General features: G+C 52.6%; 26 protein-coding genes and 1 pseudogene. 14 read left to right on the top strand and 13 right to left on the bottom strand.

Annotation, left to right across the window (positions count from 1 at the left end):
• Positions 1-2 precede the first annotated feature (2 nt).
• The 3 genes from AFERRID_RS13100 (at position 3) to AFERRID_RS13090 (ending at position 2940) form a co-directional block, all read left to right on the top strand.
• Entirely contained in the window at positions 3-749 is a 747-nt protein-coding gene (locus AFERRID_RS13100; protein ID WP_172959380.1) for a DUF262 domain-containing protein, read from the top strand.
• Between the two features lie 175 nt (positions 750-924).
• Positions 925-1749, top strand: a complete 825-nt coding sequence (locus AFERRID_RS13095) for a GmrSD restriction endonuclease domain-containing protein (protein WP_126605415.1) — start codon at positions 925-927, stop codon at positions 1747-1749.
• A 150-nt stretch (positions 1750-1899) separates the two neighbouring features.
• A complete protein-coding gene (locus tag AFERRID_RS13090; RefSeq protein ID WP_126605414.1) occupies positions 1900-2940 on the top strand; it encodes an IS5 family transposase in 1041 nt (346 codons plus the stop codon).
• A 124-nt stretch (positions 2941-3064) separates the two neighbouring features.
• Here AFERRID_RS13090 and istB read toward each other — a convergent pair whose 3' ends face one another.
• From istB to AFERRID_RS13035, 11 genes and pseudogenes are all read right to left on the bottom strand, one after another.
• Positions 3065-3799 (bottom strand): IS21-like element helper ATPase IstB, encoded by a 735-nt coding sequence (istB, locus tag AFERRID_RS13085; RefSeq protein WP_126605413.1) that lies wholly within the window; start codon positions 3797-3799, stop codon positions 3065-3067.
• On the bottom strand, positions 3789-5297 hold the full coding sequence (istA, locus tag AFERRID_RS13080) for an IS21 family transposase (RefSeq protein WP_126605412.1): 1509 nt from the start codon (positions 5295-5297) through the stop codon (positions 3789-3791). The genes istB and istA overlap by 11 nt, the downstream gene beginning before the upstream one ends.
• Positions 5298-5995: 698 nt before the next feature.
• Positions 5996-6907 (bottom strand): L,D-transpeptidase family protein, encoded by a 912-nt coding sequence (locus AFERRID_RS13075; RefSeq protein ID WP_126605411.1) that lies wholly within the window; start codon positions 6905-6907, stop codon positions 5996-5998.
• Positions 6908-7010: 103 nt separating this feature from the next.
• Positions 7011-7379: a hypothetical protein gene (locus AFERRID_RS13070; RefSeq protein WP_126605410.1), complete on the bottom strand. Its 369-nt coding sequence runs from the start codon at positions 7377-7379 to the stop codon at positions 7011-7013.
• The gene (locus AFERRID_RS13065) at positions 7379-7726 is read right to left on the bottom strand and encodes a YbjQ family protein (protein ID WP_226832973.1); all 348 of its coding nucleotides are present in this window, start codon (positions 7724-7726) and stop codon (positions 7379-7381) included. The genes AFERRID_RS13070 and AFERRID_RS13065 overlap by 1 nt, the downstream gene beginning before the upstream one ends.
• A complete protein-coding gene (locus AFERRID_RS13060; protein ID WP_126605408.1) occupies positions 7713-8021 on the bottom strand; it encodes a TraR/DksA C4-type zinc finger protein in 309 nt (102 codons plus the stop codon). The genes AFERRID_RS13065 and AFERRID_RS13060 overlap by 14 nt, the downstream gene beginning before the upstream one ends.
• Positions 8022-8068: 47 nt before the next feature.
• Positions 8069-8416 carry a hypothetical protein gene (locus AFERRID_RS13055; protein WP_126605407.1) on the bottom strand — a complete coding sequence of 116 codons (348 nt, stop codon included), beginning with the start codon at positions 8414-8416 and terminating at the stop codon, positions 8069-8071.
• Positions 8417-8427: 11 nt separating this feature from the next.
• Positions 8428-8703, bottom strand: coding sequence for an HU family DNA-binding protein (locus AFERRID_RS13050; protein ID WP_126605406.1), 276 nt, complete (start codon positions 8701-8703; stop codon positions 8428-8430).
• A gap of 42 nt (positions 8704-8745) precedes the next feature.
• Positions 8746-9093, bottom strand: a complete 348-nt coding sequence (locus AFERRID_RS13045) for an integration host factor subunit alpha (protein WP_126605405.1) — start codon at positions 9091-9093, stop codon at positions 8746-8748.
• 145 nt (positions 9094-9238) lie between these two features.
• Positions 9239-9545 (bottom strand): annotated as a pseudogene (locus AFERRID_RS13040) (IS30 family transposase); the annotation flags it as partial.
• A 43-nt stretch (positions 9546-9588) separates the two neighbouring features.
• The gene (locus tag AFERRID_RS13035; RefSeq protein ID WP_126605404.1) at positions 9589-10032 is read right to left on the bottom strand and encodes a YaiI/YqxD family protein; all 444 of its coding nucleotides are present in this window, start codon (positions 10030-10032) and stop codon (positions 9589-9591) included.
• 175 nt (positions 10033-10207) lie between these two features.
• Here AFERRID_RS13035 and AFERRID_RS13030 point away from each other — a divergent pair, with 175 nt between their 5' ends.
• The 5 genes from AFERRID_RS13030 to AFERRID_RS13015 all read left to right on the top strand — a co-directional run bounded on the left by AFERRID_RS13030 (position 10208) and on the right by AFERRID_RS13015 (position 14871).
• Entirely contained in the window at positions 10208-10531 is a 324-nt protein-coding gene (locus AFERRID_RS13030; RefSeq protein ID WP_197722443.1) for a type II toxin-antitoxin system prevent-host-death family antitoxin, read from the top strand.
• Positions 10532-10537: 6 nt separating this feature from the next.
• The gene (locus AFERRID_RS13025) at positions 10538-10969 is read left to right on the top strand and encodes a putative toxin-antitoxin system toxin component, PIN family (protein ID WP_126605403.1); all 432 of its coding nucleotides are present in this window, start codon (positions 10538-10540) and stop codon (positions 10967-10969) included.
• A gap of 377 nt (positions 10970-11346) precedes the next feature.
• Positions 11347-13785, top strand: a complete 2439-nt coding sequence (locus AFERRID_RS13020) for a bifunctional diguanylate cyclase/phosphodiesterase (protein ID WP_226832972.1) — start codon at positions 11347-11349, stop codon at positions 13783-13785.
• A gap of 5 nt (positions 13786-13790) precedes the next feature.
• On the top strand, positions 13791-13973 hold the full coding sequence (locus AFERRID_RS15765; RefSeq protein ID WP_226832971.1) for a hypothetical protein: 183 nt from the start codon (positions 13791-13793) through the stop codon (positions 13971-13973).
• Between the two features lie 112 nt (positions 13974-14085).
• Positions 14086-14871, top strand: a complete 786-nt coding sequence (locus AFERRID_RS13015; protein ID WP_126605402.1) for an NAD-dependent epimerase/dehydratase family protein — start codon at positions 14086-14088, stop codon at positions 14869-14871.
• Here the strand turns inward: AFERRID_RS13015 and AFERRID_RS13010 are convergent.
• Positions 14868-16391 (bottom strand): transposase, encoded by a 1524-nt coding sequence (locus tag AFERRID_RS13010; protein WP_226833168.1) that lies wholly within the window; start codon positions 16389-16391, stop codon positions 14868-14870. The two genes, AFERRID_RS13015 and AFERRID_RS13010, sit on opposite strands and share 4 nt — an antisense overlap.
• A gap of 148 nt (positions 16392-16539) precedes the next feature.
• On the opposite strand from AFERRID_RS13010, the gene AFERRID_RS13005 reads away from it, so the two are divergent.
• Genes AFERRID_RS13005 through AFERRID_RS12980 form a run of 6 tightly spaced genes read left to right on the top strand, consistent with a single transcriptional unit; the run spans position 16540 to position 22429 of the window.
• Positions 16540-16905 carry a Rossmann-fold NAD(P)-binding domain-containing protein gene (locus tag AFERRID_RS13005; protein WP_126605401.1) on the top strand — a complete coding sequence of 122 codons (366 nt, stop codon included), beginning with the start codon at positions 16540-16542 and terminating at the stop codon, positions 16903-16905.
• Positions 16898-17758 carry a hypothetical protein gene (locus AFERRID_RS13000; protein WP_126605400.1) on the top strand — a complete coding sequence of 287 codons (861 nt, stop codon included), beginning with the start codon at positions 16898-16900 and terminating at the stop codon, positions 17756-17758. Before AFERRID_RS13005 ends, AFERRID_RS13000 begins: the two co-directional genes overlap by 8 nt.
• Positions 17759-17761: 3 nt before the next feature.
• Entirely contained in the window at positions 17762-18850 is a 1089-nt protein-coding gene (locus AFERRID_RS12995) for an HlyD family secretion protein (RefSeq protein ID WP_126605399.1), read from the top strand.
• Between the two features lies 1 nt (position 18851).
• The gene (locus AFERRID_RS12990) at positions 18852-19859 is read left to right on the top strand and encodes a TackOD1 domain-containing metal-binding protein (RefSeq protein ID WP_126605398.1); all 1008 of its coding nucleotides are present in this window, start codon (positions 18852-18854) and stop codon (positions 19857-19859) included.
• Positions 19843-21138 carry a glycosyltransferase family 2 protein gene (locus tag AFERRID_RS12985; protein ID WP_126605397.1) on the top strand — a complete coding sequence of 432 codons (1296 nt, stop codon included), beginning with the start codon at positions 19843-19845 and terminating at the stop codon, positions 21136-21138. Before AFERRID_RS12990 ends, AFERRID_RS12985 begins: the two co-directional genes overlap by 17 nt.
• 7 nt (positions 21139-21145) lie before the next feature.
• A complete protein-coding gene (locus AFERRID_RS12980; RefSeq protein ID WP_172959379.1) occupies positions 21146-22429 on the top strand; it encodes a TolC family protein in 1284 nt (427 codons plus the stop codon).
• Between the two features lie 351 nt (positions 22430-22780).
• Here AFERRID_RS12980 and AFERRID_RS12975 read toward each other — a convergent pair whose 3' ends face one another.
• Entirely contained in the window at positions 22781-23881 is a 1101-nt protein-coding gene (locus AFERRID_RS12975; protein ID WP_126605395.1) for a J domain-containing protein, read from the bottom strand.
• Positions 23882-23890 lie beyond the last annotated feature (9 nt).

Genomic DNA, 23890 nt, shown 5'->3' with positions numbered 1-23890 from the left:
GCTTGGACGGTTACGACGATCTGACTAGCAAGTTTCTTGAAGACTTCGACTCAAAACATCCGCGCAAGACTGTGCAGAAATATGGGCATTATTTTTTGGGGTCCATCATCACCAGCGAAAGAGAAGGTCGTAAATTCATCATTGACGGTCAGCAGCGTCTGACCACACTAACTCTCTTGCTTATCTACCTTCACCTAAAACAGGGTGAGCGTGCGGATCGGGTAAAGCTTGAAGATCTAATCTTTTCGGAGCGGTATGGTGAACGCTCGTTCAACCTGGATGTTGAGGAGCGTACCCCCTGCATGGATGTTTTATATAGCGGGAAGGAATATGATCTGAGCGATGCCTCAGAATCGATAGTCAATATTGTTGGACGCTTCAACGATATCGACGGGCTATTCCCAGAAGAAATTAATGATGCAGCCTTACCTTATTTTTCCGACTGGCTTATCGACAACGTCAACCTGGTAGAGATCACTGCCTATTCCGAAGATGACGCCTATCTAATTTTCGAGACTATGAATGACAGAGGCCTTTCTCTTTCCCCGTTGGATATGCTCAAGGGTTATATTTTGTCAAATATCGGCGATACCGAAGCCAGAATGAACTGCAGCACCACTTGGAAGAAATGCATCGGTGATTTGGTGCAGTTAGGCAAAGACGAGGAGGTCGATGCCGTAAAAACTTGGCTGCGCAGCCAATACGCTCAATCTATCCGCGAGCGCAAAAAAAGGTGCTACTCCTGGTGACTTTGACCGTCTAGGTACAGAGTTCCATCGTTGGATACGCGACAACCACGAATGCATTGGTCTGAACCATAACGATGACTTTTATTATTTCATTCAGCGTGATCTGCGCTTTTACACCCGCCAATACCTCCGTCTGCGTAAAGCCGCAGAGAAATATACGCCGGGATTAGAGGAGGTGTACTACAACGCGCGTTGCGATTTCACTCTACAGTACCCATTGTTACTAGCGCCACTCCTACCCGCGGACGATGAATACACCATCGACCGCAAGCTGCGGATGGTGGCCAGCTTCATCGACATCCTCATCGCCCGGCGCGCAGTAAACTACCTTACTCTTAGCTATTCGGCCATGTCTTACACGGCATTCAACATCATAAAAGATATCCGCGGTAAACCGGTTGCCGCACTAGCCAAAAATCTGATAAAAAGGCTGAACGAACTGGACTGCGACTTCAACGGTACCAAGGATAAGAACCGCAGTGGTATGGCGGATTTTGGACTCAATCAATGGTCTAAGCGTTATATTTTCTGGATGCTTGCTCGGTTTACCGATTACATCGAACGCATGTCTGGAGTGTCAGGCAAATTCCCAGAATATGTTGCAGGTGGAGCGCAACGCTTCGAAATCGAGCATATCTGGGCTGCTCATCCTGAGCGATTCAACGAGGAATTTAAAGACGAGAACGATTTCTGGGCCTATCGTGACAGTATTGGCGGGCTATTGCTTCTGCCGAAGAAGTTCAACGCCAGCTATGGGGATCTGCCCTACAAGAAGAAATTGCCCCACTATTATGGTCAAAACCTTCTGGCTAAGTCTTTGCATCCCAACTGCTACGAGCACAACCCTGGGTTCATAAAGTTTCTTAAGCAAAGTGGCCTCGCGTTCACTCCTTGCACAGATTTCCAGCTGGATGATTTAATTAAACGCCAGAAAATCTACAAGTTACTGGCCGAAAGAATATGGGATCCTATCCGTATTAATGAAATAGCCGAAAGGTAGACCATTTAGAGGGTAGCGTTTAACCGCAAGTGTATAATCTTGCTTTTCATTTTGTATGCATTGTATACCCCAGAGTAACAATAGGGCGGTTCGAAAAACTCCCCCTATGCAGTAAAATCTAGGGGGGTAGGTTAGATCGGAGGGCGGGTGATGGCAGGACTGGTAGGGCAAACAGGATTCTTCCCCGGAGACCGCCGGTTGCGGGAACTGGATTTGCTGGGCGACGGCCTGCCGCTGCTCAACCGGCTCATTCCCTGGGAGCGCTTCCGCCCAATTCTGGAGAGTGTGCCGAAGGCCAAGCCCAAAGGGCCGGGAGGGAGAAAGCCCTACGACCGGATGCTGCTCTTCAAGATGATGGTGTTACAGCAACTGCACAATCTCAGCGACGAACAAACCGAATACCAGGTTCGGGATCGCCTCAGTTTTCAGCGTTTCCTGGGGCTTGGGTTGGAGGAAGCCATACCCGATCACACGACCTTGTGGCTATTCCGTGAATCACTGGCCCAGGCCAAACTGACGGAGCGACTGTTCACGGCCTTCCATGCTTTTCTGCGGGAAGCCGGCTACGCCGCACGGGCTGGGCAAATCATCGACGCGAGTTTTGTGACGGTTCCACGGCAACGGATGCACCGGAAGGAGCGGGAACAGGTCAATCAGGGCGAAACACCCCAGACGTGGCAGGATCAGCCCGCCAAGCGCCGCCAGAAAGACACCGATGCCCGCTGGACCAAAAAGAATGGCCGCAGTTTCTTCGGATACAAGAACCATATCAACGTGGACAAGCGCCACAAGCTGATTCATCAGTACGTGGTCACGGATGCCGCTGTGCATGACAGTCAGTGCCTGGAAGCGCTTCTGGACCCGGAAAATCAGGGCGTACAGGTTTTTGCGGACAGCGCCTATCGTTCAACGGAAGCGGAGCAAATGCTATGTCAAAAAGGTTACCGCAGCCGAATCCACGAGAAGGCGCAACACAACCGCCCCTTGACCAAGGCCCAGGAGTTGGCCAACACGCGCCGGTCACACCACCGAGCGCGGGTTGAGCATGCCTTTGGCGCCATGGTACAGCAGGGTGGTAAGTTTCTGCGCACCATTGGTATGGCTCGCGCTGAAGTCAAAATCGGCATGATGAATCTGGTCTATAACATGCGGCGATTTACCTGCTTAATGCAGCAATCGGTGACCAGGTAGGGATCAATCCGTCCAAAGCCCACGAAAAAGGCTAAAAATACTGAAAATACGCAGATAAAGTAGGGATAATGTGTCAAACAGCGTTTAAAAATGACCAGGTAACAGCGTCTAATTTTGACCAGGGTTAGAGGGGGTGGCTACGGCGTTTTTTGAACCGGTAAGAATCGTTTCCGGTCTCCAGAATGTCGCAGTGATGGGTCAGCCGATCGAGAAGCGCCGTAGTCATTTTGGCGTCTCCGAAGATCTTCACCCATTCTCCGAAGGAGAGGTTGGTGGTCATGATCAGCGCGGTCTGTTCGTAAAGCTTGCTGATCAGGTGGAAGAGCAAGGCACCCCCGGACTCCGAGAAGGGCAAATAGCCCAACTCATCGAGAATGACGAGATCCATGCCCTGTAAGGTTTTGACGAGGCGGCCACCCTGGCCGCGATTTTTCTCCTGTTCCAGGTAGTTAACGAGATCCACGACGTTGTACCAGCGCACACGTTTGCTCTGATCAATGGCAGTATGACCGAGCGCCAGGGCCAAATGGGTTTTTCCGGTTCCGGTACCGCCCACCAGAATGACGTTGTGCGCCGCCTCCAGATAGAGGCCTTCGGCCAAATTTCGAACATCGGTTTCAGCTATGGGGCTCTCGGTAAAGTCAAACTCATCCAGACTGCGCTGCAGTGGGAAATGAGCGATGCGCCGTTGGTAGCGCAGACTACGGTGATAACGATCCTGCTTTTCGGCAGTCACGAATTGGGTCAGCCAAGCGACTGGTTCTGCTACAGGTTGCGGGTGTGCCGCCCATTCCTGGTAAGCTGTGGCCATACCATAGAGATGAAGCTCTTTCAGCGATGGGACCAATTCAGTGGACATGACGCTTCTCCCGTAAGGTATCGTAACGGTTGCAATCGGAAGTCGGCTCTTCCTTGAGATGCAGAGCCTCTGGAGTCTGCTGGGGTGGGGTTGGCAGCGGGTTGGCCAGGCGATGCACCAGATTGAGGATGACCGTCACCGTGACGATATTTTGTTCCAGCGCCATGGCACAGGCGGTCTCCAGAATCTCCATGCCATGGTCTCTGGCCGCCAGCAGAACCTCCACGAACGCCTTATCTCCACCGGCTTTGGTCAGGAGGTGCTCCTGCACCAGGGTGATGGGTCGTGGCAGTTTCTGGAAAGGTAAGCCATTGCGTAAAGCTCCAGGCTTACGCTCCAGCACATTGAGGTAATGCAGAATGTCGGTGGTGGTCTTATTCCGTCCCATGTATCGGGGATGAGTGGCAATCACCGCACTCTCCATCAGCACAAGGATACGATCCACATAGCGCCGTACCCGGACCCATTGTCCTACCCACTCTGCGGGGACGCTGTAGTGGTTACGATCCACTGAGATCAGACAGGTCGACTGCACACGTACACGGTCCTCGACGTAACCGTCGAAGGTCGCCTGGAAGGGTCGCAATAGCGCCTTCTCTTCCTGGAAGACATCCCAGATGGTCCGCTCTTTCTGTTCCGGATGGGCATGTGCCTGAGCACGCTCCTGACAGCGTTCCCAGAGCCAGGCATTGAGCTGATCAAAATTGTCGAAGCGCAGGATGGGGGTAAAAAACCATTCACGGATATTGCCTACCTGGTTCTCGACCTGCCCTTTCTCCCATCCGGCGGCGACCGTGCAGGCGGTAGGACGAATCAGGTAGTGGTTCATGAGCGCCAGAAAGCGATGATTGAAGGTACGCTCTTTGCCTTTGATGGGGCGGTTTAACACCACGTCCACAATGGTCTTTGGGTTGTCGTAGATACCCCGTTCCGGGACGCCTCCCAGGACCAGGAAGGCCGCCTGATGCGCCGCAAAGACCATCTCCTGGGTTTCCCTCGGGTAGGCCCTGACAAATGACATGCGGCTATAGGTCAGGCGAAAGTGAGCCACTTTGATCGCGGTGGTTACACCCCCCAGAATCACCGTTTCACTGCTCCAGTCAAACTGATACGCTTCGCCGGGACGAAAGCTCAGCGGGATAAAGGCCTTGTGCAGACCGGGGCGGACGGTAGTTTTCCAGGCCCTTACCCAACGTTGGACGCTGTCATAGGCTCCCTGATATCCCGCCTTCTGCAAACCTTCGAAAAGCCTGCGTGCCGTACGCTTCTGCTTGCGCGGCAAGTGCGCATCGGTCTCCAGCCATTGCTGCAAGGTTTCTTCAAATGCGCCCAACTGTGGGCGTGGACGCGGTTTTCTTTTGCTGTACTTCGGAACGTCTTCATCGTAATCCACATACTTGCGCACCGTGACGCGGGATAGATTCATTTTACGAGCAATCCGGCTGATGGATTCATTGTCGCGATGATATCGAATCCGGACTTTGGCAATCGTTTCCATGCAAATCACTCCAGGTTCCTCCGGTCAAAACCGGCAGGATATCAGGTGGTCAATTTAGACGCTGTTTCCACCCCAATACTGGATACTTTTGCACGCTGTTTAACAGGATAATGCGTAAAAATCGCCTGAAATCGGCGAGGAAGGGGGAATATTCCATTCTCAAGTCGTGAAATTTTTGTTATTCGAAGTGCCCAATAAAGGGTTTATGATTTTTGGTAGCGCAGCTACTATGGCGCCGACTTGTGCGATGATCATTAGGCGAAAAGTAAACAATAATATTATGTTTCTAGGAACTGGATTTGCATGCCATGAGCTAGGATATATGCTGTCAGCGGCACGAATTGTAATCATAATTGCAAGCTTGGTTTTGTGATATTCAAACTTATCAATAGGTTCGCACCGGCAACCCTCTAAAGCAACTATTGTATAGTGCCAACTTTTACGGTTGACGCTCTCCGAAATATACCCGCCCGGGTGCCGAACGACTGCTTTCGCTGCAAATAAGTCATTCACATCTGCCCATCATTGGTAGCCCAGAAAGTAAAGAATTTGGTCGCCGTACCTCTGGCGCTTGTTCAATTCAACCATGTTTTGCACAGTTCGGCACATGCGGCCAATCACTCAAGTCAACCACACTTTGCACAACACGGACGTTTTTCTTTCGGCACATCACGACCGCCGGTCAACCACATTATTGCCTATAGCCGTTTTTTCTCTTTTTGGCACAGGGAAAAGCGGCGCGGTGACAAAGCACGCCGACACGCCAAGACATGCCGTTCCACCAAATTGAAATGGACACTCCGTGGGCTGGAGTCTTTGCGCTCCTCACGATAAGTCAGGCACGGGGGTAACGGTGATAGCGCCACTTTCCGAAATGGATCCCTTCCCGGGGCTGCGTCGTGGGCGACGGTCACCGGCGTTCCATAGTGCAGCAGGGCGTATAACGCTCTCGCCGCATGCTTGGGCAACTCCACACACCCCGCACTCTGCGGGAAACCGTAATCGGCGCGTGGGTAATAGTGCAGAGCGCGCCCACGGTCAAAGTAGTTGACCCAGCGGATGTCGGGGTCGTCATAGGCTTCGTATCGCACCCAGGCATGATGATACCGCGCATAGTGGATGACGGGCAGCGCATAGCCGGCGGAGCGAGCCGCCGCGTAGAGGTCAACCGATTGTGCCGATATAGGAACCGGGAATTGTCCTGCCATGGCGGTATGCGGATCCCGGGCGTAGACGGGCCAGGTGCCGTCGGGAGTGCCCTTCAATATTCCCGTATTCGCCAGACTCTTCAAAACCCAGCCGCGATGCGCGATAAAGACATGCACGCTCTCGGGGCGAGGAAACTTGGTCACCAGCACCCAGGTCCACGGCCAGGGATCGGGTTTCCTGGCATTCAGCAAGGCGTGGGCGATGAGCGTCGGCAATCCGTCCATGCCCCGGCTGCCCCCCTCAACGGGCAGATGGTGAACGCGCTCGAACTGGTACAGCGCTCCGATGGCAAAGGGATTCCAAGGGTCGTGCCAGGATTCGTCGCCCGTAGTCCGTTGCAAACCCATGGGCACCCGAAATCGCCAGCGATACAGATGCTGAACTGCGCCCTGGGCATCCATGTAGGAGATCCGGACCAGAGGCAGGTAGTCGAGACGGATGAGGATGCGACGGACTTGTGCTCCTATGCTGTGCCGTAAGGTTGGCGAAATCCGTCTACACGGTTCAGACCAACACCGCCATGCTGGCGTGACTTTTGAACATATCCACCTGCAGTACCGGCAGGCCGGGACCACTCAGACGAATGCACCATGACACCCTATCCTGATCGTCGTAGATCATGCCGCAAATATCCGGATGATGCGCTGTCAGGATTTTGGGAATGCCCATGCTCTGTATGGCCTTGCGCGTGATAGTCAGGTCGGGGAGATCCAGAATGTCCTGCCGATTCAGGGTGGCTATGACCAGATTGCCGGTCCACTGACCAAACGCCTGCTGCCGGCGCACCATGGTACCTGCGGATATGCAACTGCTACGCTGTTTGGGGCTGAGACCCGCGAGCAGCGGAATAATGGGTGAGAGCTCCAATGCCATTACAATGCCTCCACCACCACCGCCGTCCCGTAGGCCGTCACTTCATTCATCGCCTGCCCCTGCCCGGCATCAAACTCGCCGGAATCAAAGCGCATGGCCAGAACAGCATTGGCACCCAGGGATTGGGCATGGTCGGCCAGTTGCGCCAGGGCTTCATCCCGCGTCTGGGCGATCATCTTCAGGTACCCTGACTGCTTCCCGCCAAATACCGCCCGAATGCCACCCATGAAATTACCAACAATGTTCCGGGATCGCACCGAAGTCCCGTAGACAGGTCCAAGTACCCGCACCACACGCATGCCTGGGCAGTCATTGGTGGTGAGTATTAACACATTATTTTCCGCCAAACTCGTTCTCATCGTTCATGATACGCCCTGCCCCACCCCTCCCTTTGGAAAGTTTGGCAAAGCGTTCCCGTTTCGCGGCACAGGTCACACAGCGCACGGCCTGCACAGCCAGTATACGTTCCGGGGGAATCTTCTCGGCGCAATCCAGACAATAACGAACCCCATCCGCGTCTTCATCAGGCTCCTCTTGGGGCACCGATGCAGCGCGTTGACGAGCCAGTGCCTCCAGCAAATGCTCTTCTGTATTCTTCGCGCCAACGTCGGCCTCATCGGCCAGGCGCTCACCCTCGACCATAGTAAGCGCTTATTGATCGAAGGATCGGGTGAACGATATCAACAGAATCATCCATTCCTGGGACGACGGCCACGACGTGCCTTGCCATGTTCTTCCAGCAGCTTCTCACCACGATCCTGCAGACGTTCCATGTCTTCGGCGATAGCCAGTTCAACGGCAGCGATCACATGCCGCATATCCCATTCGGGTACCAGTGCTTGCAAGGCGCGCGCAAAACGCTTTTCCTGTTCAATCCGTTCTTTTTTGCTTGACGGGGCCTGCAGCAACCGACGCTTTTGTTCTTCAATTTTTGCTATCGCCGCTTTCTGGCGTTCCATGATTTCCAACTGCTTCTTTTCAAGATCCGCCAGAAGCTGCTCGGCGCCACGACGAATACGGACTTTCTTCTCTACCATGCCGATTCCCTTTAGTGGTTGACCTTGTCTGCAAACTCTTTGCCCGCCTTGATCTTGATGCTTTTCTTGGCAGGGATATCCAGTTCCTGACCCGTGGCGGGATTGCGTCCCTTTCTTGCGGGCTTCTCTACGACCTCCAGGGTGAGGAATCCCGGCAGGATAATCTTTCCGGCGGTTGGTAATTCAGTTTCCAGGGTATGTCGAAACACCTGAAACAATTTTTCAGCGTCTACTTTGGATATTTCACCGTGGCGGGCCAGCGCCGCAACAAATTCTGTTTTATTCATGACGAACTCTCAGCAGTAAAATGGCAGGCAGAAGTTTAGCGGTTAATCGACATCAGATGCAACATTCAACCGGGGTTTCCAACGTTTGATCCTTGGTGATAACGGTAATTCTGGATTACATCGTGCACGTAAAAGCGGACTAGCAGAAAACGTTACCACCCGCCGCGCCTGAACCACATGGGGCTGTCCGGTTCGTGGATTACGGCCCGGCCGAGATGCCTTATCGCGCACGGCAAATCTGCCGAAATTCGATAACAAAAGTTCAGAATCAGCGACTATAGCCGCTCGCAACTGGTCGAAGAAAGCATCGACCATGTGCATGGCTTCTTTATGAGTCCACCCCAGGGTTTCCCAGAGATGGTTTGCCAGTTCATTTTTGGTAACCGTCATAGTTCCTTACATTACCTTCTGTAATAATCGGTTTGCGGATACGAGTTCCTTGATCAGGAATTCATGACCCTCTGAGCGGGAAAAACATTCACTCCGCGTTTCCTGGTAGGCCCCTGAAAGCCACTGAACATGGGCGGTTTCAATTTTAAAGTGCAACGCCGCCGTCTAAGTCTCTGATCTTGTACTCCATTACTTCGTCTGGCGTGCGAAAACCCAAGAATTTTCTGGGTCGATTATTCATCTCGTTAGCAACCTTGGTCAAGTACTGCTGGGAGTATTGCGACAGATCCGTTCCTTTCGGGAAGTATTGGCGGAGTAGACCGTTGGTATTCTCATTGGTTGGGCGCTGCCAGGGATTGTGAGAGTCGGCAAAGTAGACCATCAGATGGGTGTGTTCTTCCAGTTCCTCTATGTCGAGCCATCTCCCGACCATGGTCATAGGTCAGGGTCTTCCTCTTCTTGGCCTTTGATGACTATACCGTGCCGCCCAAAGAGTCAGGCGCGGACCAGTAGCTGGTCCAGTGCATTCGCAAATGCCTGGCGGTCCGCTTGGCTCATGGCAGCGGGGCCACCAGTGCGCACGCCGGAGTCCCGGAGTTGCTCCATCATGTCACGAATCCGCAGGCGCTCGTGGATGGTTTCGGGGGAATAACGCTCCCCGCGCGGGCTGAGGGCATGGCTGTTTTTTTCTAGCACGGCGGCGGCCAGCGGAATATCGGCGGTGATTACCAGATCACCCGCTACGATGTGCCGAACGATTTCCTCATCGGCCACATCAAAGCCCCTCGGCACGACCACAGTGCGGATATAAGCAGAGCGGTGTACGCGCAGAGCTTGATTGGCTACCAGGGTCAAGGGCAGTTTCAGACGATCGCTGGCACGATACAAAATGTCTTTAATGACGTTGGGGCAAGCGTCGGCATCAACCCAGATATGCATGTGACGGCTCTTAGGAATTTTTTGAGTGAGAACACCATGTCACAGATGTGACTTCCCGACAATGTGTGCCCCCCCACGGAGGGCATTCACCCGAGTCTCCCAAACGCCGACTAATTCAGTAATGTGGTGGCACAGATCCGATGCCGGATTGATCTTGGCATGGCACGAGACCATAATGATCATTATGGTTAATGAGGGTGATGCCATGATTACGGAAACCAACGCGGTCAATTTTCGCCAGAACCTGGGAGAAATGCTCAACCAGGTGCAGTATCGCCACGACAGCGTGATGATTAACAAAGATGGGAAACTCGTTGCCGTGCTCATCGATGCTCGTCTTTTCGAGCGCATTCGCCGGATGCAGGGTCGTTTTGATGCGCTGTGCCAAAGGATCGAAGCGGGATTTTCGCAAGTACCTGAATCTACAGGGATAGAGGAGATCGAGGCGGCCGTCGCTCAAGAACGGCGGGAATCGTCCATTTCCGCTGAGGATCACTAACCGTTCATGGCGGCATTGCGGGTGGTGCTGGACACCAACGTGCTGCTTTCCGGCATAGCATATCCGGCCAGCGTGCCGGGCAATATCCTGGCCGCGTGGCGACATGCTTCCATCGAGGTACTGCTATCAGACTATATCCTCGATGAACTGCGCCGGGTACTGCCCCGTCTGGCGCACCGACATGGGCTGACGGTGGCCGAGATGAGCGATCTGGTAGATATTCTGGCCATCCAAGCAGAACTGATCGCCCCATGGCCCGGATTGGACCCGCACTTGCGCGACGACAAGGATCAACCGGTGCTGCACACTCTGCTGGCCGCACTCAAGACGTCTGGTGCTGACTACCTCATCACGGGAGACAAAGACCTTCTGGCGTTGGCTGATCGATATCCTATAATCACCCCAATGGAATTCTGGCGGACGCATGGGGGAGTGTAACTCCGTGAATGGGCGGTTAGTGCTGCCCTGCCGTCGTTGAGCCCCAATGGTCGGCGGTAGACTGAGAGCGGTCATTGACTTCCCCTCTGCGCGGTTGTGCAACGCCCTCTCACACTGAATGTAAGATAGTGCAAGGCAGCGGCAGCCTGAACTGCCGCATGATTTTGTAACTATGTTATGCCAGCGGATTTCAATCGACCAACAAATCGTTTTTTTGATAAAAAGGGTAGGAGTCCGGTGATTTGGGCTATAAGAAACTTGAGTAACCAAAGCCAATCGAAAAAAAATAGGTGAACGGGCTATTGAGCTTGAAAGCCACTCTAAAAATACCTGCATTTCTCACCCGCCCCATCACCATACCTCCCCATCGGTGGACTATGTTTTTGGCCTTTTGGGGCGTGGCCGTGGGGGTGTTCGTTTTTTCCGGATGGTATGCCTGGTTCTCCTGGCATCGTTATGAACAAAACAGTCAGTTTCATTTGAAGCTGGAATCCGACATGATCGCACAAGTCATACAGCGACTGCTGGATGACCAGGCATCCAGTCTCCAGTTTTTGGGATTGCAATTACAGCGAGCAGACGCGTTGCATCATCCTCGCCGCGCCCAGTCGTTGCTGCTGGACTATCAGAAGGCATTGCCGGAGATCGCCAGCGCTTATCTTATAGCGCCGAGTGGACAGGTCATCGCCTCCACTGCCGTACCAACTGGAGAGCCGCTACCGGACTTTCGTAATGATCCAGCCATCTGGCCCGATTTCCAGACAGTATTACAGATGCGTGGAATGCGGATCGACCACCCAATCCTGGAGCCATTGATGGATCATTGGATTATCCGTCTTAGTCATACGGTGTTTTCCCCCGCAGGTAAGCCCTTGTTCGTCGTGACCACTCCATTGCGCCTTGGCGACATCGAAGACTTCCTGCGCTTGTTGCCATTACACCCCGGGACGGCTGTCGGTCTGATCTGGAGCAACCAATATATCGAAGGGCGCTGGCCCGTACCCCAAGGTAATCTAGCCGGAATGCTTGCTCATCCTCCACTTACGGGGGCCTTGCTGCAGGCATTGCAGAGTAATTCCCACGCACGTCAAGGATATTATGCAGGCTTCGTTACGGTGGGACGGACCTATCGATTTGGGGCCTTTACGCGTCTGAGTCCTTATCCATTGACTGCTTTCGTTTCTATCCCCAGGAGCCAGTGGCTGGCCGCATGGTGGCGGCAGCAAGTTGAAATTCCTCTACTCTTTCTGATCATCGTTTTGGGGCTTGGCGTAGTTGCTTATAGACGAATCGTCTTCCTGGATCGCCGATGGAGCGAGCAACGCGAGGCGTTCGAACGAACCCTGACTACCCAAGCCACCCACGACGCCCTGACCGGTCTGCCCAACCGCGATGGGCTGCGGCTGGTGTTTGATCAGGCGTTAGCCCGTGCCGAACGGCAGGAACGGTTGCTGGCCGTGGGTTTTTTGGATCTGGATGCCTTCAAGCCGGTCAATGATACTTACGGCCATGCCATCGGCGACGAGTCGCTGAAAGAGATGTCCCGCCGCCTGCAAGAGGCTGTGCGCCGGACGGATACCGTGGCGCGACTGGGTGGCGATGAGTTTGTATTGCTGCTGGAAGGTTTGCGCAGTATGGATGAAGTAGATCAGATCCTGGCCCGCCTTCAGACTGCGATTGCGCAACCTTTCCTGATCCAGGGGAAAGAGATCAGCCTCCAGGCGAGCCTGGGGCTGACTATCTACCCTTTTGACGAGGCGGCGGATGCCGATCTCCTCCTGCGGCACGCCGATCAGGCCATGTATGCGGCCAAGGCGCGTCCCGGGCGGACCAGCGAAGGATGGGCGCAGCTCTATCACCCGGATCTCGGCACCGTCACCATGGGTGATGAAGTGTTGCGCCAGGATTTTCTACAGGCTTTGGTCGCCGGAGCGGTGACGCTACGCTATCAACCCCTGGTGGCCCTGACGACAGGCCGGGTGGCGGGCCTCGAGGCCCTGACCCGCTGGCACCGGGAGGGCCGGGAGATCTCCCCAGACCAATTCCTCCCGTCCCTCGGCATGCGGGAGCGTCTGGCATTGGGGCATTTCGTGCTGCAGACGGGGCTGCGGCAACTTGCGCAATGGCAAGAGACGGGCCTGGATCTCTTCCTCAGCGTCAATGTCACTCCGGAAGAGCTCGACAGTCCCGGATTTGCCGATACAATCTTCGACATCCTGGCCGCTTATCCGGGTATACCCCCGGAATCCCTGGTACTGGAGGTGCTGGAGATCGGGGAGATCCTTGAACAGGAGGTCGCCTTGGGGCATCTGCAACGACTGCGCAGCGCAAGCGTGAAGATCGCCCTGGATGACGTGGGTAGTGCCTACGCCTCGCTCCTGCGGCTCAAAAATCTGCCCATTGACGAGATCAAAATCGATCAGGGTTTCATCCGCGAACTACCGAACAAACCCCAAGACCTGATCTTTGTCGAGAGTCTCATCAATCTGGGTTTGGGCATGAACGTCATCATCACGGTGGAAGGGGTGGAAACCGAAGCCCACATCGCCCTGCTGCGCGAGATGGAGGTCGACTATCTCCAGGGATATGCCATTGCCAGGCCGCTGGAGGCGGAGGCGGTCGCTGATTTCGTGCATGCCTTTGTCCTCGGTACGGGGGATGCGGACACGCCGCTGCTGGCTCTGTACCAGCATCTGGGATGGGTGCATGCGGCAGAAGAGTCCGCGATGCATCATGGGGTTACGAGCATGCGGATCTGGCTGCCTGTCCGATCACCGCCTGGCTGCACGCCCATGCGTCGGAACTGCCCGGGGTAGAGGCCTTGCTGGCCGAGCATGAAGCGGTGCATGCCTTGGGGCAGGAAATCCTTCAGGTACGGCAAAGCGGAACGCGCGAGGAACTCCATCGGTTGCTCGGTCAGTTGCACGAGCATAGCCACCGATTTCAGGAAGGGCTGGGGCAGGCGGTGAGGGCCATGCGGGGGGCACGTAGCGCCCAAGGTTAAACCCCGAATTCCATTTCCTGTAGATATTTCTTGACCATATGCAATCCTGACGAAAACGACTAAATTATAGTGCCAGGGAAACTGTATCCGGACACAATGAAAAGGAATAGGTATGCGTATCTGCATTTTAGGTGGGGACGGTTACTTGGGGTGGCCGACGGTCATGCATTTCTCGGCACGCGGCCACGAAGTCGTCGCCGTTGATAGCATGATCAAACGCCACTGGGAAGCCGTGGTTGATGTGGCTCCGCTTGAGCTCACGCCACCCCTGCAAGATCGCGCCGCCCATTGGTATAAAAAGACAGGCAAAGTGGTTGAAGTGGTCGTGGGCGATATCGCTACTGATCCTGAACTATTGCATCACCTTTTCAGGGATTATCAGCCGGAAGTCATTGTTCATTATGCCGAGCAGCCTTCAGCGCCCTACTCCATGATGAATCAGAATGCTGCCATACACACCCAGCAGAACAACATCATCGGCAATCTCAATGTGATGTTCGCTATGCATGACTTTTGCCCACAAGCACACCTGATCAAGTTGGGTACCATGGGTGAATACGGCACTCCTAACATCGATATAGAAGAAGGCTGGATCGAGATTGAGCACAAGGGGCGCAAAGATCGTATGCTGTACCCTAAAAAGGCTCATTCTCTTTACCATTTATCCAAGGTTGCTGATTCTAACAATTTAGAGTTCGGTTGCCGCATATGGAACCTCTCTGTAACCGATTTGAATCAAGGTGTTGTTTACGGTATTGATACACCTGAAATGGACAACGACCCAGAACTACGCACCAGTTTTCACTATGATGATATCTTCGGCACGGTTCTGAATCGATTTGTGGTGCAAGCGGCTATCGGTAACCCACTAACAGTTTATCCTAAAAAAAGCAGTTAAGGTCCGGCAAGTGCCGGAAAAGTCCCCGGCGGTGACCATGGTGATCGCGTAATTTGCGCAACGATGTAGCTCACGAGGAGGTCCCAGGGCTGGTGTTCCAGGAACTGCTCCGCAGTCTCCCGAACTATCCGCAACCCTCTACGGATATTCTCAATTCCGCGCTCCACCTTTTTCTGCGCGGCATGCATGGGTGTCAGAAAAAGATGAATCTGTCCAGCGTGTTTGGTGCTGCGACCTATAGCGGAGAGCAGCAATGGACGACTGGTGATGGCTTCTCTCCGTGACCCCGGAAAAGCCAGTCGGGAATACCAGCTCCACCAGTTGTAGACCAGCCCCACGGCACGCGCGGAGAGCCGACAACGGGCCAGATCACGAGTGGTGTACCCGCCCCATCCCCACTGGTTCTTGAGTTCGTCAAAACCGTTCTCCGCATCGGCCCGGTCGCGGTACAACTGCGCGATACTCAGAATGCCTTCTTGGATATCCGTCACCAGTACGGCGTATTCGTAGACCTTGGTCTGGCGACGGTCCACGAAAGCAAATTCCAGCTGGCCTTGATGTTCCTGGGTGGCGATTAGATGGTCTTTGAGTAGGCGACGGAGAATGACTACCCGGCGGCTCTGCTGCCACCCGGCCAGTTGAATCGTGTCTTCGCGGCCTTCCCAGCCTTGTCCTGCATCCGCCCAGTCACGGCGGGTAAATTCCCGCTGTAACAGGCGCTTGACCCGGGGCGATTGACGCAATTTGAAGAGATAGGACTGCTGCCGCGCTTCCATCTCGCGGATAACCGCATCATTGCCAAAGCCACAGTCGCCACGGACCAGATAAGGACGCTGTTCGGCACTCAGGGTGTCCAGTACGCGGTTCAGCCCCGGTTGGGCATGGTTGGAGGCCGTGGTGTTGCCGGCTGTCACTTCTACATCCAGCAATAGCCGCAGATTACCGACCCAGTACGCATGATAGGCATGGGATGGACGCCCCGGTTTGTGCGGATTGTAGCCTACTTCAGCCCCTTGCTGATGCCCGAATAACGTTTTGATGGTGGTGTCGATATCAAGAATCCAAGGCGTGTCACAGGCTGCCTTTGCGCTTTTGAACAAGTGCTTGCGCATCCATTCGGTGCCTTCGCCTTCGGGGATTTTACCCAGCGCCCGGCGCAGGGCGTCTTCGCTGACGATCTTGCTCATCCCCAGAATCTGCGGACTGACACCATCACTGCGTAATCCAGTGACATGTGCATAGCGTCGGTGACCCGCCAGTATGGAGAGATCCCAAGTGCCCAATACATCGCGCTTCTTGGGTGCGTTGGGGCTGTTATAGATCAAGGGACATTCTTCTACCCAAGCATCAAACAAACCACTGACTTTCTGAAACTCGGCAAAGAACACCAACTGGCCAAAGGGAGTGGCTGCCGATTCCTTATCCCAGGATACCTGAACACGACCGCCCATCGTATCCACAATCATGCTCTGTATAGCCTCAGGAATGGGCTTTTGGGGCCGCTTAGTGCGTTCACCCATTGGGTGAGCCTCCAACACAGGGGAAAAATCAATCCTATCAGAGGAATCCTGCCAAATCAGCAGGGGTAACTGCCGAATTTAGGTTTATGGCAATGGCGGACAAACGCGTGGATACCTGAATATTAAGGATACGCTACAGTGCGTAGAATTGGCGGCTTTGCATCCAGCGAAAGCAGGAGAATTCAGGGTTTTCAATCAATTTACAGAACAATTCTCCATCATGGATATCGCTAAAAAGGTTCAAAATGTTGCGCTGCTATATGATATTAATGTAACCATCAGTCATCTTCCTAACCCAAGGGAAGAGATGGAACAACATTACTATCATGCGGTTCATACAGGACTTCCGGAACTGGGCCTCCAACCCCATCACTTAACCGATGATGTAATTGCACACATGCTTGATCGTGCCATTTCCGCCAAAGAAAATGTCCGTAGAGTCGGCATATTGCCGCGAGTTACTTGGAAGCATGGCATAGATAAAAAGGGTGTAGCCGGAGTCGTGCGTGAATAGGCGGCGCTTTATGTCCGCAATGGCTGCCCTTGCTGGGACGATGGGCCTGCCATTGCCTGGCGCGGCATCAACGGTTGGTTTTGCCGCCATTCCTAAAAGTCTATGGGTATGGAAAACTCCCCTGACTGATATTAATAACGTTGGCGATTTTTCCCTTAAATATGGTTTTAATACAATATTTTATTCAGTGCCACCCGCCGATCGGGGTAGCTTACCTGCGTTGCAATCAGCATTACTCCTTTTGAAAAAGCGCGGATTATCGGTTTATATCGTGGGAGGAGCTCCAACCTGGGGGCAAGACCAGAATCTCCCAAGTTCCTTCCATCCACTTTTGAACCTGGCAGGTCAGGGGGCCAAAGGGATATGCTTAGATGTGGAACCGCAAGACTCTGTCGCATGGAAGACATCGCAGAATCATCAGGCGATCGGAATGGACTATTTGAATTTTCTACAGAACGCAGTCGCGCTCGCCAAATCCAATGGATTGCCTACTTGTGTATCCACAGTGCCCGTATTTAATAACATTTCCGTCTCTCATAATGGGGCCAATATACTTGGCGCAGTGACCTCTATTGTCCAGGCGCAGGTACTCATGGCCTACCGATCTAACTCCAGTGCAGCATTGCGCGTTGCTGCCCGATCTCTAGAAACGATAGCTGCTGTGAATGGTAAATTCTGGTTCGGAGTGACCACTAAGATTGGCGCACCTAGCACCATTAGTTACGCGGGTAGTACGGCTGGCAATTTTCATCAGGCCATGATCACCATGGATGCCGCACTCCAGAATGAACCAGGCTATCTCGGTATCGCAATCAATGACTATCAATCCTTACGAACATTGTTAGGCGTTTAACCCGTGCGCTTCCGCCACCCCTCTACAAAAGCACAGATGGTACCCGTTAGAAAGTCTCACTTTCGAAGGCATGCATCGCGTTACGTTTTATTTGCGATTTTCGCGATCTTGCTTATCTATTTTTTCCTACCGCCATTTGCCAATGTACGCGTGATGGGTGTTGTCAATGGCAACCTCACTCCGGTTGGGCCCATCTTTCTAGCTCGGGTTGATCAAGAGATGGCGTCCTGTGACACCCTCGTGCATCGTGACCAACCTCTCGTTTTGGTCAGCAATGAGCTTTTGGCCGGTCAATACCAACAAAATCGTTACAATGCGGAAAAAGCCATCGCCCTTGCCGATAATGAGGCAACCAACGGAGTTCTCGTAGCCCAAGCCGCAGCCAGATCTGCGCAAGCTACAGCCCAAGCTGCGGTAGCAAACTATTCACGATTGACTGCCGTATACAGATCAACCATCAAGTTGGCCGCAGTCCAGGCAGTAGGTCCTGTTGCTGTTGCTGTGGCCCACGATCAACGCCTGCAAGCCCAATCAGAGGCGGAGGCCGCGGTCGCTACGGCTAAGCAGATGGAACTTCAGGTAACTCAGTTGAAAGTGGACGCAAAAGCTAAAATACTTACTGCTCAAGAGCAACTCAAGGTACAACTTTCTCAACAAAATAGTGTCTACAACCGCCCTTTGCTTGCTCCGGTAGGCGGGGAATTGCTGGACTGCCACGCTCACCTAGGCGAGATTGTAGCCGCAGGCAACACCCTCTTCAAAATATTTCAGCCAGACAAAGCCTATGTAACAGCCTTCGTCCCGCCAACTATGGTCAGAAATCTCCATGAACATGCGACCGCGTATATCAATATTCCTGGAATGGGTGAAATACCAGCCACTGTTACTTCAATTCAACCAGAAATCACCAAGCTTCCCAAGCTTCTCACTCGATATTTTTGGGAACAACCACAATGGACCCAATATCGCTTGGTACGAATTACATTCGACAATCTTTCTCCAAGCCAACGCCGCCGCCTGCTATTTGGTGAAAGGGTACACGTCCGGATTCCCCTGGAGTCTTGGGGCAAGAGAATGATGGAGAATTTCTGACATGTCCATAGATAACGAACGACTCCTAGCCATTCTGCACCGCATTCAACAAAATGGTGGAGAGTGGTCACCGATATGGACTCCTTGTTCCTCCAGAGGCTATGTGTACGAGACCAACACTGAATCCATGGAAAATAATGATGTCCTGACGCGAGATTTGCAGTACCTTGTTCAAAACGACTATCTCGAAAAATCTTTTGCCGATATACTCACCGGTTGCCCGGCTTGCGGTAGCCATCACGTGAACGTCCGTGAAGTCTGTATTTCCTGCAAATCTGCACATATAGAGGAAATTCCCCTCATCCACCACTTCCGATGCGGGTACGTAGGTCCCATTCATCTGTTCGAACGTGATGAGAAGGGCGCACGGCGATGCCCAAAATGCGAAGGCAAACTGGAACACTTGGGCACAGACCATGATCTTCCGGGCAATAATTATAATTGCCTAGACTGCAATGCTTCTTTTCAGGTGCCAGACGTTGAGGCGCTATGTTTAAGTTGCCAGAAAAGGTCACAGGGAATAAATCTTCTTCGAGAAGAGGTTCATAAATATAGGATCAGCAGCCTAGGATTCTCTGCTTTACATCGTGGCCGTTTTTTTGAGGCAGATCATGAGCAATTTTATGAAGCAGGTACCCAGATTATTCGACATAATTTATTTATGCAGCTTTTGGAAGATGAAAAAAACCGCCAGCAGCGCTATGGCATCCATTTTGGTCTGTTGTTAGTTCAACCGGTTGACATGACAGATCCACTGTTATCTATAAAAATGATGGCGGAGCGTGTCGCCCAGAAAATGCGTAGCACTGATCGAATAGGGCGCCTAGATAGAGAGCATCTCCTGATAGTCCTTACCTCCTGCGACCCCTCCGCGGTTGCCGTTGCTCGGACCCGTCTGATTGATAACGATATGCGCGTTCTTAATATTGAAATATCACCAGGTGAAAACATTCAGGAACAACTCGATATAGCCCGCACCCAGTTGAAAAACTATGATCGGTTATCTTAACTACCTTCTGTCGTACATGGAACCCGGGACACTCTCGCAAATTCGAGCTATCATTGGCACTTTTATCCGTTCGAAAGATCCCTATTTCTGGTTTATCACTCTCATTATGGCGCGTTTTACACTGCCAGATCTCGCTGCGTGGATGATATTCATGTGGCGACCTTCACTGCTTTTTGACGCTGGAAAAGGAGTGGCAAATCGACCGCTAGTATCAGTCCTGATTGCGGGCCGTAATGTTGCGGACGGAATTATTCCCACTATACGATCTGCACTTAGTTGCGGATATCCCAATTTGGAAGTTATTTTTGTGGATGACGGTTCAGCCGATGAATCCGTTATGCAGGCTCGATCTTTGGAAAAGACAGGAAGGGTACGAGTCTTTGCCACGGAGATGCACAACGGCAAACCCACCAGCCTCAACATTGGGTTGAGCATGGCTCGCGGGAATTTCTTGTTTGTCCTTGATGCCGATTGCGAGGTCCAATATGGTTGCATTGACGCGCTTCTTAGGCCTTTCGAAGACCCGAATGTTGGGGCAGTAGCTGCCAATCTGCGGGTCCGCAATGCCCGCGAGAACATGCTGACCCGTTTCCAAGAGTGCGAATATGCCATGAATGTAAGCATTTCCCGGCTCTGGCGCGCGCGCCTTGGCCTTCTCTCCATTCTTCCTGGCGCCGGGAGCATGTTTCGTGCGAAGGCCATGCATGCTCTGGGGGGATACGATTCTGGCCTTGGCGACGATACCGATCTCACCTTGCGCTTGCGCAAGGCACGGTGGAAGCTGCGGTTTGCTTATGATGCCTTGGTATGGACCGATGTGCCCAACAAATTTTCTTGGCTGCTACGTCAACGAAGCCGGTGGGCACGAAACATGGTCAAGATTCGGCTACACAAACAACTCGACATTGGCATGCCAAATCGCTTTGGTTTAAGTAATATGCTTATGACATTAGATCTTCTTATCACTCGTGTTGCTGTACCTCTTCTGGGTTTTTCTGGCGTCATATACTATACTTTATCTATGCCGTTTTCTCGGCCACTTTTATTGACTGGATTATATTGGATCGTGATTTTTTTGTTGAGTATCCGCATGCTCATTACCAATGACATTTTCCATACCCCAGACCTGCGTACCTTCTGGATGTGGCCTCTCTATCCATTTTATCGGTTCCCTATCAGGCTTATTGAGCTAGCTTCCATTATCAGAGAATTGCTTGGTATTTATCGGTGGCATCCTTATGTACCTAAACGAATCTGGGATCAGACAATCCATTGGTGAACGGTTTATGAAATTTAACCAAGTCATAGCGCTATTTCTAGCCTGCGGTAGCATGTTGCCAATGGTTGCTTATGCGCGCCCATCGCTCAGTCTCCAGGCCGTCGAACAGATGGCGCGTACATCGCTACCCGTTCAGGCTGCACTAGCCAATATCAAGGCTGCCAAGGAAGAGATCAAAGAAACCGAGAACAAGGGCGGGCTGGCTCTCCATGCCGGCTTTAGCATCGGACAGCATCACCCCTTAGTGTCGAGCAATATTACACCAAATTATTTTGGTATTAACCCACAGGTGAGCTTGAGCTATCCATTACTTGGAGCGAATGCGGTCCAGCAGAACGAAACCTATGAAGCGGTGGCTGCGCTTTCTAAAAGCCGTGCAGAACTGCTGCAAACACGATTACAGGTAGTTGATCTTACGGATACGGCCTTCCTATTATATTGGCAGTCCACAGATTTTAAATTAATTGCTGTGAATTTTTTAAAGCAACTGAATAAATGGTCAGATGCCGCAAAAGTAGAACGAAAATCAGGCTCGTGGTCAACCGCTGATTGGCTGTACTTTAAAAAAGTACAATCCCAAGCGGTTGGTGCCATAAATAAATCAGAAATACAGCAAGATACGTCTCTATCGGCCTTGAATTCCATATTGGGAATGCATATCGGTCCATTTACACCCATGACTCCGCATCTTGATCAATGCAATACATCAAGAATAACCGAGGCGGAACCGACCAACGACCCAACGATAAAAATATTACTAGCTCAACTCAATTCTATTCGTGCAGAGCAACATTTGGGTCCATGGAGGTACATCGATGCAACGGCTAATGTAGGCACCCAGTCCACTTATGATCCTGCGGGGAATCGAGCAGGTTATTCTGTTACCGCTGGCGTTCAGGTAAGCGTACCACTTGATCTAATTGGCGCTGACAACGCACATGCATCAAAACTCGCAGCTATGGCTGAATCTCTTGAGTTGCAAATTCTTCAAGCTCGAGCTAATTTTCATCAAAAACTTGTTGCAACCATGGGTGACCTTCGAATCGCAAAAGATAATCTTGCATTTGCTGAAAAACAGTTTGCAGCTAGTGAAGCGAATTGGGATAGGCTGCATGCTATGATGCTGGGCGGTCCCAATGATGAGTTCCGAAAGGCCGTTGCGGCGCGGTTAGACTTATTTCAGGCGGAGACTGTGCGTATTGGCGCCATAGCCTCAGTTGCTGCAGCAGCAGCGAGACTAAGAAATCTTCAACCTACTACGTGCAAACGTTCTAGCACTCGTGGGACTTGAAGTCTCACCCCGTATGATGAAAAATGGCAAATCCACCTTGTTTGCCGAAGATAGAGGCGCAGGGGGCGGTGCTTGGCTGCGGCAAGTGGTTGGTCTTTCGTTCTTTATTCTCCTGCGAGCATCTATATGTGGCATGCAGGTTGAGTGCTCCCTATGCCCGACATTTTTTAACATTAACAACTCGTCTATCTTTTTATGTATAGTTAAGCGTCGCCCAAGCGCACTGACCACCAATTTCTGGACGTCCGCTTACGCTGCCCTGCCGCCGTTGAAGTCTGTTGGTCGGCAGCTGCATATCGTCCATTCACCCAACTATACGGTCGATATTTTTAGTGGCTGTAGCGCCTCGCATCAGAAATAATTATCGTCAATATAGTCTTCCGATGCCAATTCCCGTCGCGCTGTCTTGATCCAGCGTTTGAGGTAGGCGGGTTGCGAAAGTTGTTTCATCTCCTGCCGTAACCCAATAATGTCCTGTCGGGTTGCCTGAATGGTTTCTTGAAGATCCCGCGACAGGGCATGCGGTGAGTGTATCGCAAAAAGGGGTATCCCGAGACTGCCAGCCAGATGCTGCTGGAGTGCCTGCATTTTACCTTTTAAAGTAGCCAGATGTTCCTTGAGAGCCTGGTTATACTTTTTCAAATGCGCATCGCCCAGCTGATGGACGGCTTGCGCGTCCATCAGGCCCAACTCGTGCTGGAGGTCCAGCAGTTGCAAGAGATCATTTTCCCCGTAGGCCTGATTGATCCGCTGCATCAGCGCCGTTTTCTGGGCACGTATGACCGGATCTGTCTCCCGGTCAGGATGTACGGCGCTGACCAGACGCCGATAGATGCCCTGCAGAGCATGGCGGATCTGCCCCGCCTGTTCTGCCTGATGCGCTTCTTGCGCTTTTTGCCGGGCCGTCTTAGGTCGGGTATGTTGATGGCTTTCTCGCTGCGACTGTGTTTGTGACAATTCCTCTTCCGCCCATGCCTTTGGGCTTTCCGAAGACTTTTCTCCCGCAGCTTCCGGGTTTAGTTTGATAAAATCCTCCATGGACGCTTTCATCTCGGCGAACATGGCCTGTTCTTCTGCATCGGGGCCGCCATGCCGATCATATATTTCTTGCAACTGTGGATCGGAGGATTCCGTCATGAGGTTCTCGGCCAAGCGGGTGATCATCTGGGATAGGGTCTTGCTATCCGCTTTCCCCAGTTTCTGGGTCAGACTGATGGTGTCCATCTGTGCCAGCAACTGAATGCGCAATTGCAGATGCTGGTCCCGCAAGGGTAGCAGCTCCTTGAGCACACGCTGTCGCGTCGCCTCCATGGCGGATTCCCAATCGCCCATCTGCTGGCGGACTTTGGCAATCTGCTGGCTGAGTCGGTTAAAGGTCTTTTGTTCCGGCGACAGGGGAGTGTCGGTCTGTGCCGGTGTCATCACCAGCGCCGGAAGTCGTAATGGGGGCATGCCAATATC

This window comes from Acidithiobacillus ferridurans (assembly GCF_003966655.1).
In the GTDB taxonomy this organism is placed as follows: domain Bacteria; phylum Pseudomonadota; class Gammaproteobacteria; order Acidithiobacillales; family Acidithiobacillaceae; genus Acidithiobacillus; species Acidithiobacillus ferridurans.
The sequence above is the reverse complement of the archived record's forward strand: the minus strand, read 5'-3'. Positions and strand labels throughout refer to the sequence as shown.

Excerpts from the sequence above, each read along its gene's own strand:
- AFERRID_RS13070 (WP_126605410.1), bottom strand. The coding sequence starts at position 7,379 with ATGGCATTGGAGCTCTCACCCATTATTCCGCTGCTCGCGGGTCTCAGC.
- AFERRID_RS13075 (WP_126605411.1), bottom strand. The coding sequence starts at position 6,907 with ATGGATGCCCAGGGCGCAGTTCAGCATCTGTATCGCTGGCGATTTCGG.
- AFERRID_RS13010 (WP_226833168.1), bottom strand. The coding sequence starts at position 16,391 with ATGGGTGAACGCACTAAGCGGCCCCAAAAGCCCATTCCTGAGGCTATA.
- istB (WP_126605413.1), bottom strand. The coding sequence starts at position 3,799 with ATGTCCACTGAATTGGTCCCATCGCTGAAAGAGCTTCATCTCTATGGT.
- AFERRID_RS13025 (WP_126605403.1), top strand. The coding sequence starts at position 10,538 with ATGGCGGCATTGCGGGTGGTGCTGGACACCAACGTGCTGCTTTCCGGC.
- AFERRID_RS13030 (WP_197722443.1), top strand. The coding sequence starts at position 10,208 with ATGATCATTATGGTTAATGAGGGTGATGCCATGATTACGGAAACCAAC.
- AFERRID_RS13045 (WP_126605405.1), bottom strand. The coding sequence starts at position 9,093 with ATGACGGTTACCAAAAATGAACTGGCAAACCATCTCTGGGAAACCCTG.
- AFERRID_RS12980 (WP_172959379.1), top strand. The coding sequence starts at position 21,146 with ATGAAATTTAACCAAGTCATAGCGCTATTTCTAGCCTGCGGTAGCATG.
- AFERRID_RS12985 (WP_126605397.1), top strand. The coding sequence starts at position 19,843 with ATGATCGGTTATCTTAACTACCTTCTGTCGTACATGGAACCCGGGACA.
- AFERRID_RS13055 (WP_126605407.1), bottom strand. The coding sequence starts at position 8,416 with ATGGTAGAGAAGAAAGTCCGTATTCGTCGTGGCGCCGAGCAGCTTCTG.
- AFERRID_RS13015 (WP_126605402.1), top strand. The coding sequence starts at position 14,086 with ATGCGTATCTGCATTTTAGGTGGGGACGGTTACTTGGGGTGGCCGACG.
- AFERRID_RS12990 (WP_126605398.1), top strand. The coding sequence starts at position 18,852 with ATGTCCATAGATAACGAACGACTCCTAGCCATTCTGCACCGCATTCAA.
- AFERRID_RS12975 (WP_126605395.1), bottom strand. The coding sequence starts at position 23,881 with ATGCCCCCATTACGACTTCCGGCGCTGGTGATGACACCGGCACAGACC.
- AFERRID_RS13060 (WP_126605408.1), bottom strand. The coding sequence starts at position 8,021 with ATGGTCGAGGGTGAGCGCCTGGCCGATGAGGCCGACGTTGGCGCGAAG.
- AFERRID_RS13035 (WP_126605404.1), bottom strand. The coding sequence starts at position 10,032 with ATGCATATCTGGGTTGATGCCGACGCTTGCCCCAACGTCATTAAAGAC.
- AFERRID_RS13050 (WP_126605406.1), bottom strand. The coding sequence starts at position 8,703 with ATGAATAAAACAGAATTTGTTGCGGCGCTGGCCCGCCACGGTGAAATA.
- AFERRID_RS13020 (WP_226832972.1), top strand. The coding sequence starts at position 11,347 with ATGTTTTTGGCCTTTTGGGGCGTGGCCGTGGGGGTGTTCGTTTTTTCC.
- istA (WP_126605412.1), bottom strand. The coding sequence starts at position 5,297 with ATGGAAACGATTGCCAAAGTCCGGATTCGATATCATCGCGACAATGAA.
- AFERRID_RS13090 (WP_126605414.1), top strand. The coding sequence starts at position 1,900 with ATGGCAGGACTGGTAGGGCAAACAGGATTCTTCCCCGGAGACCGCCGG.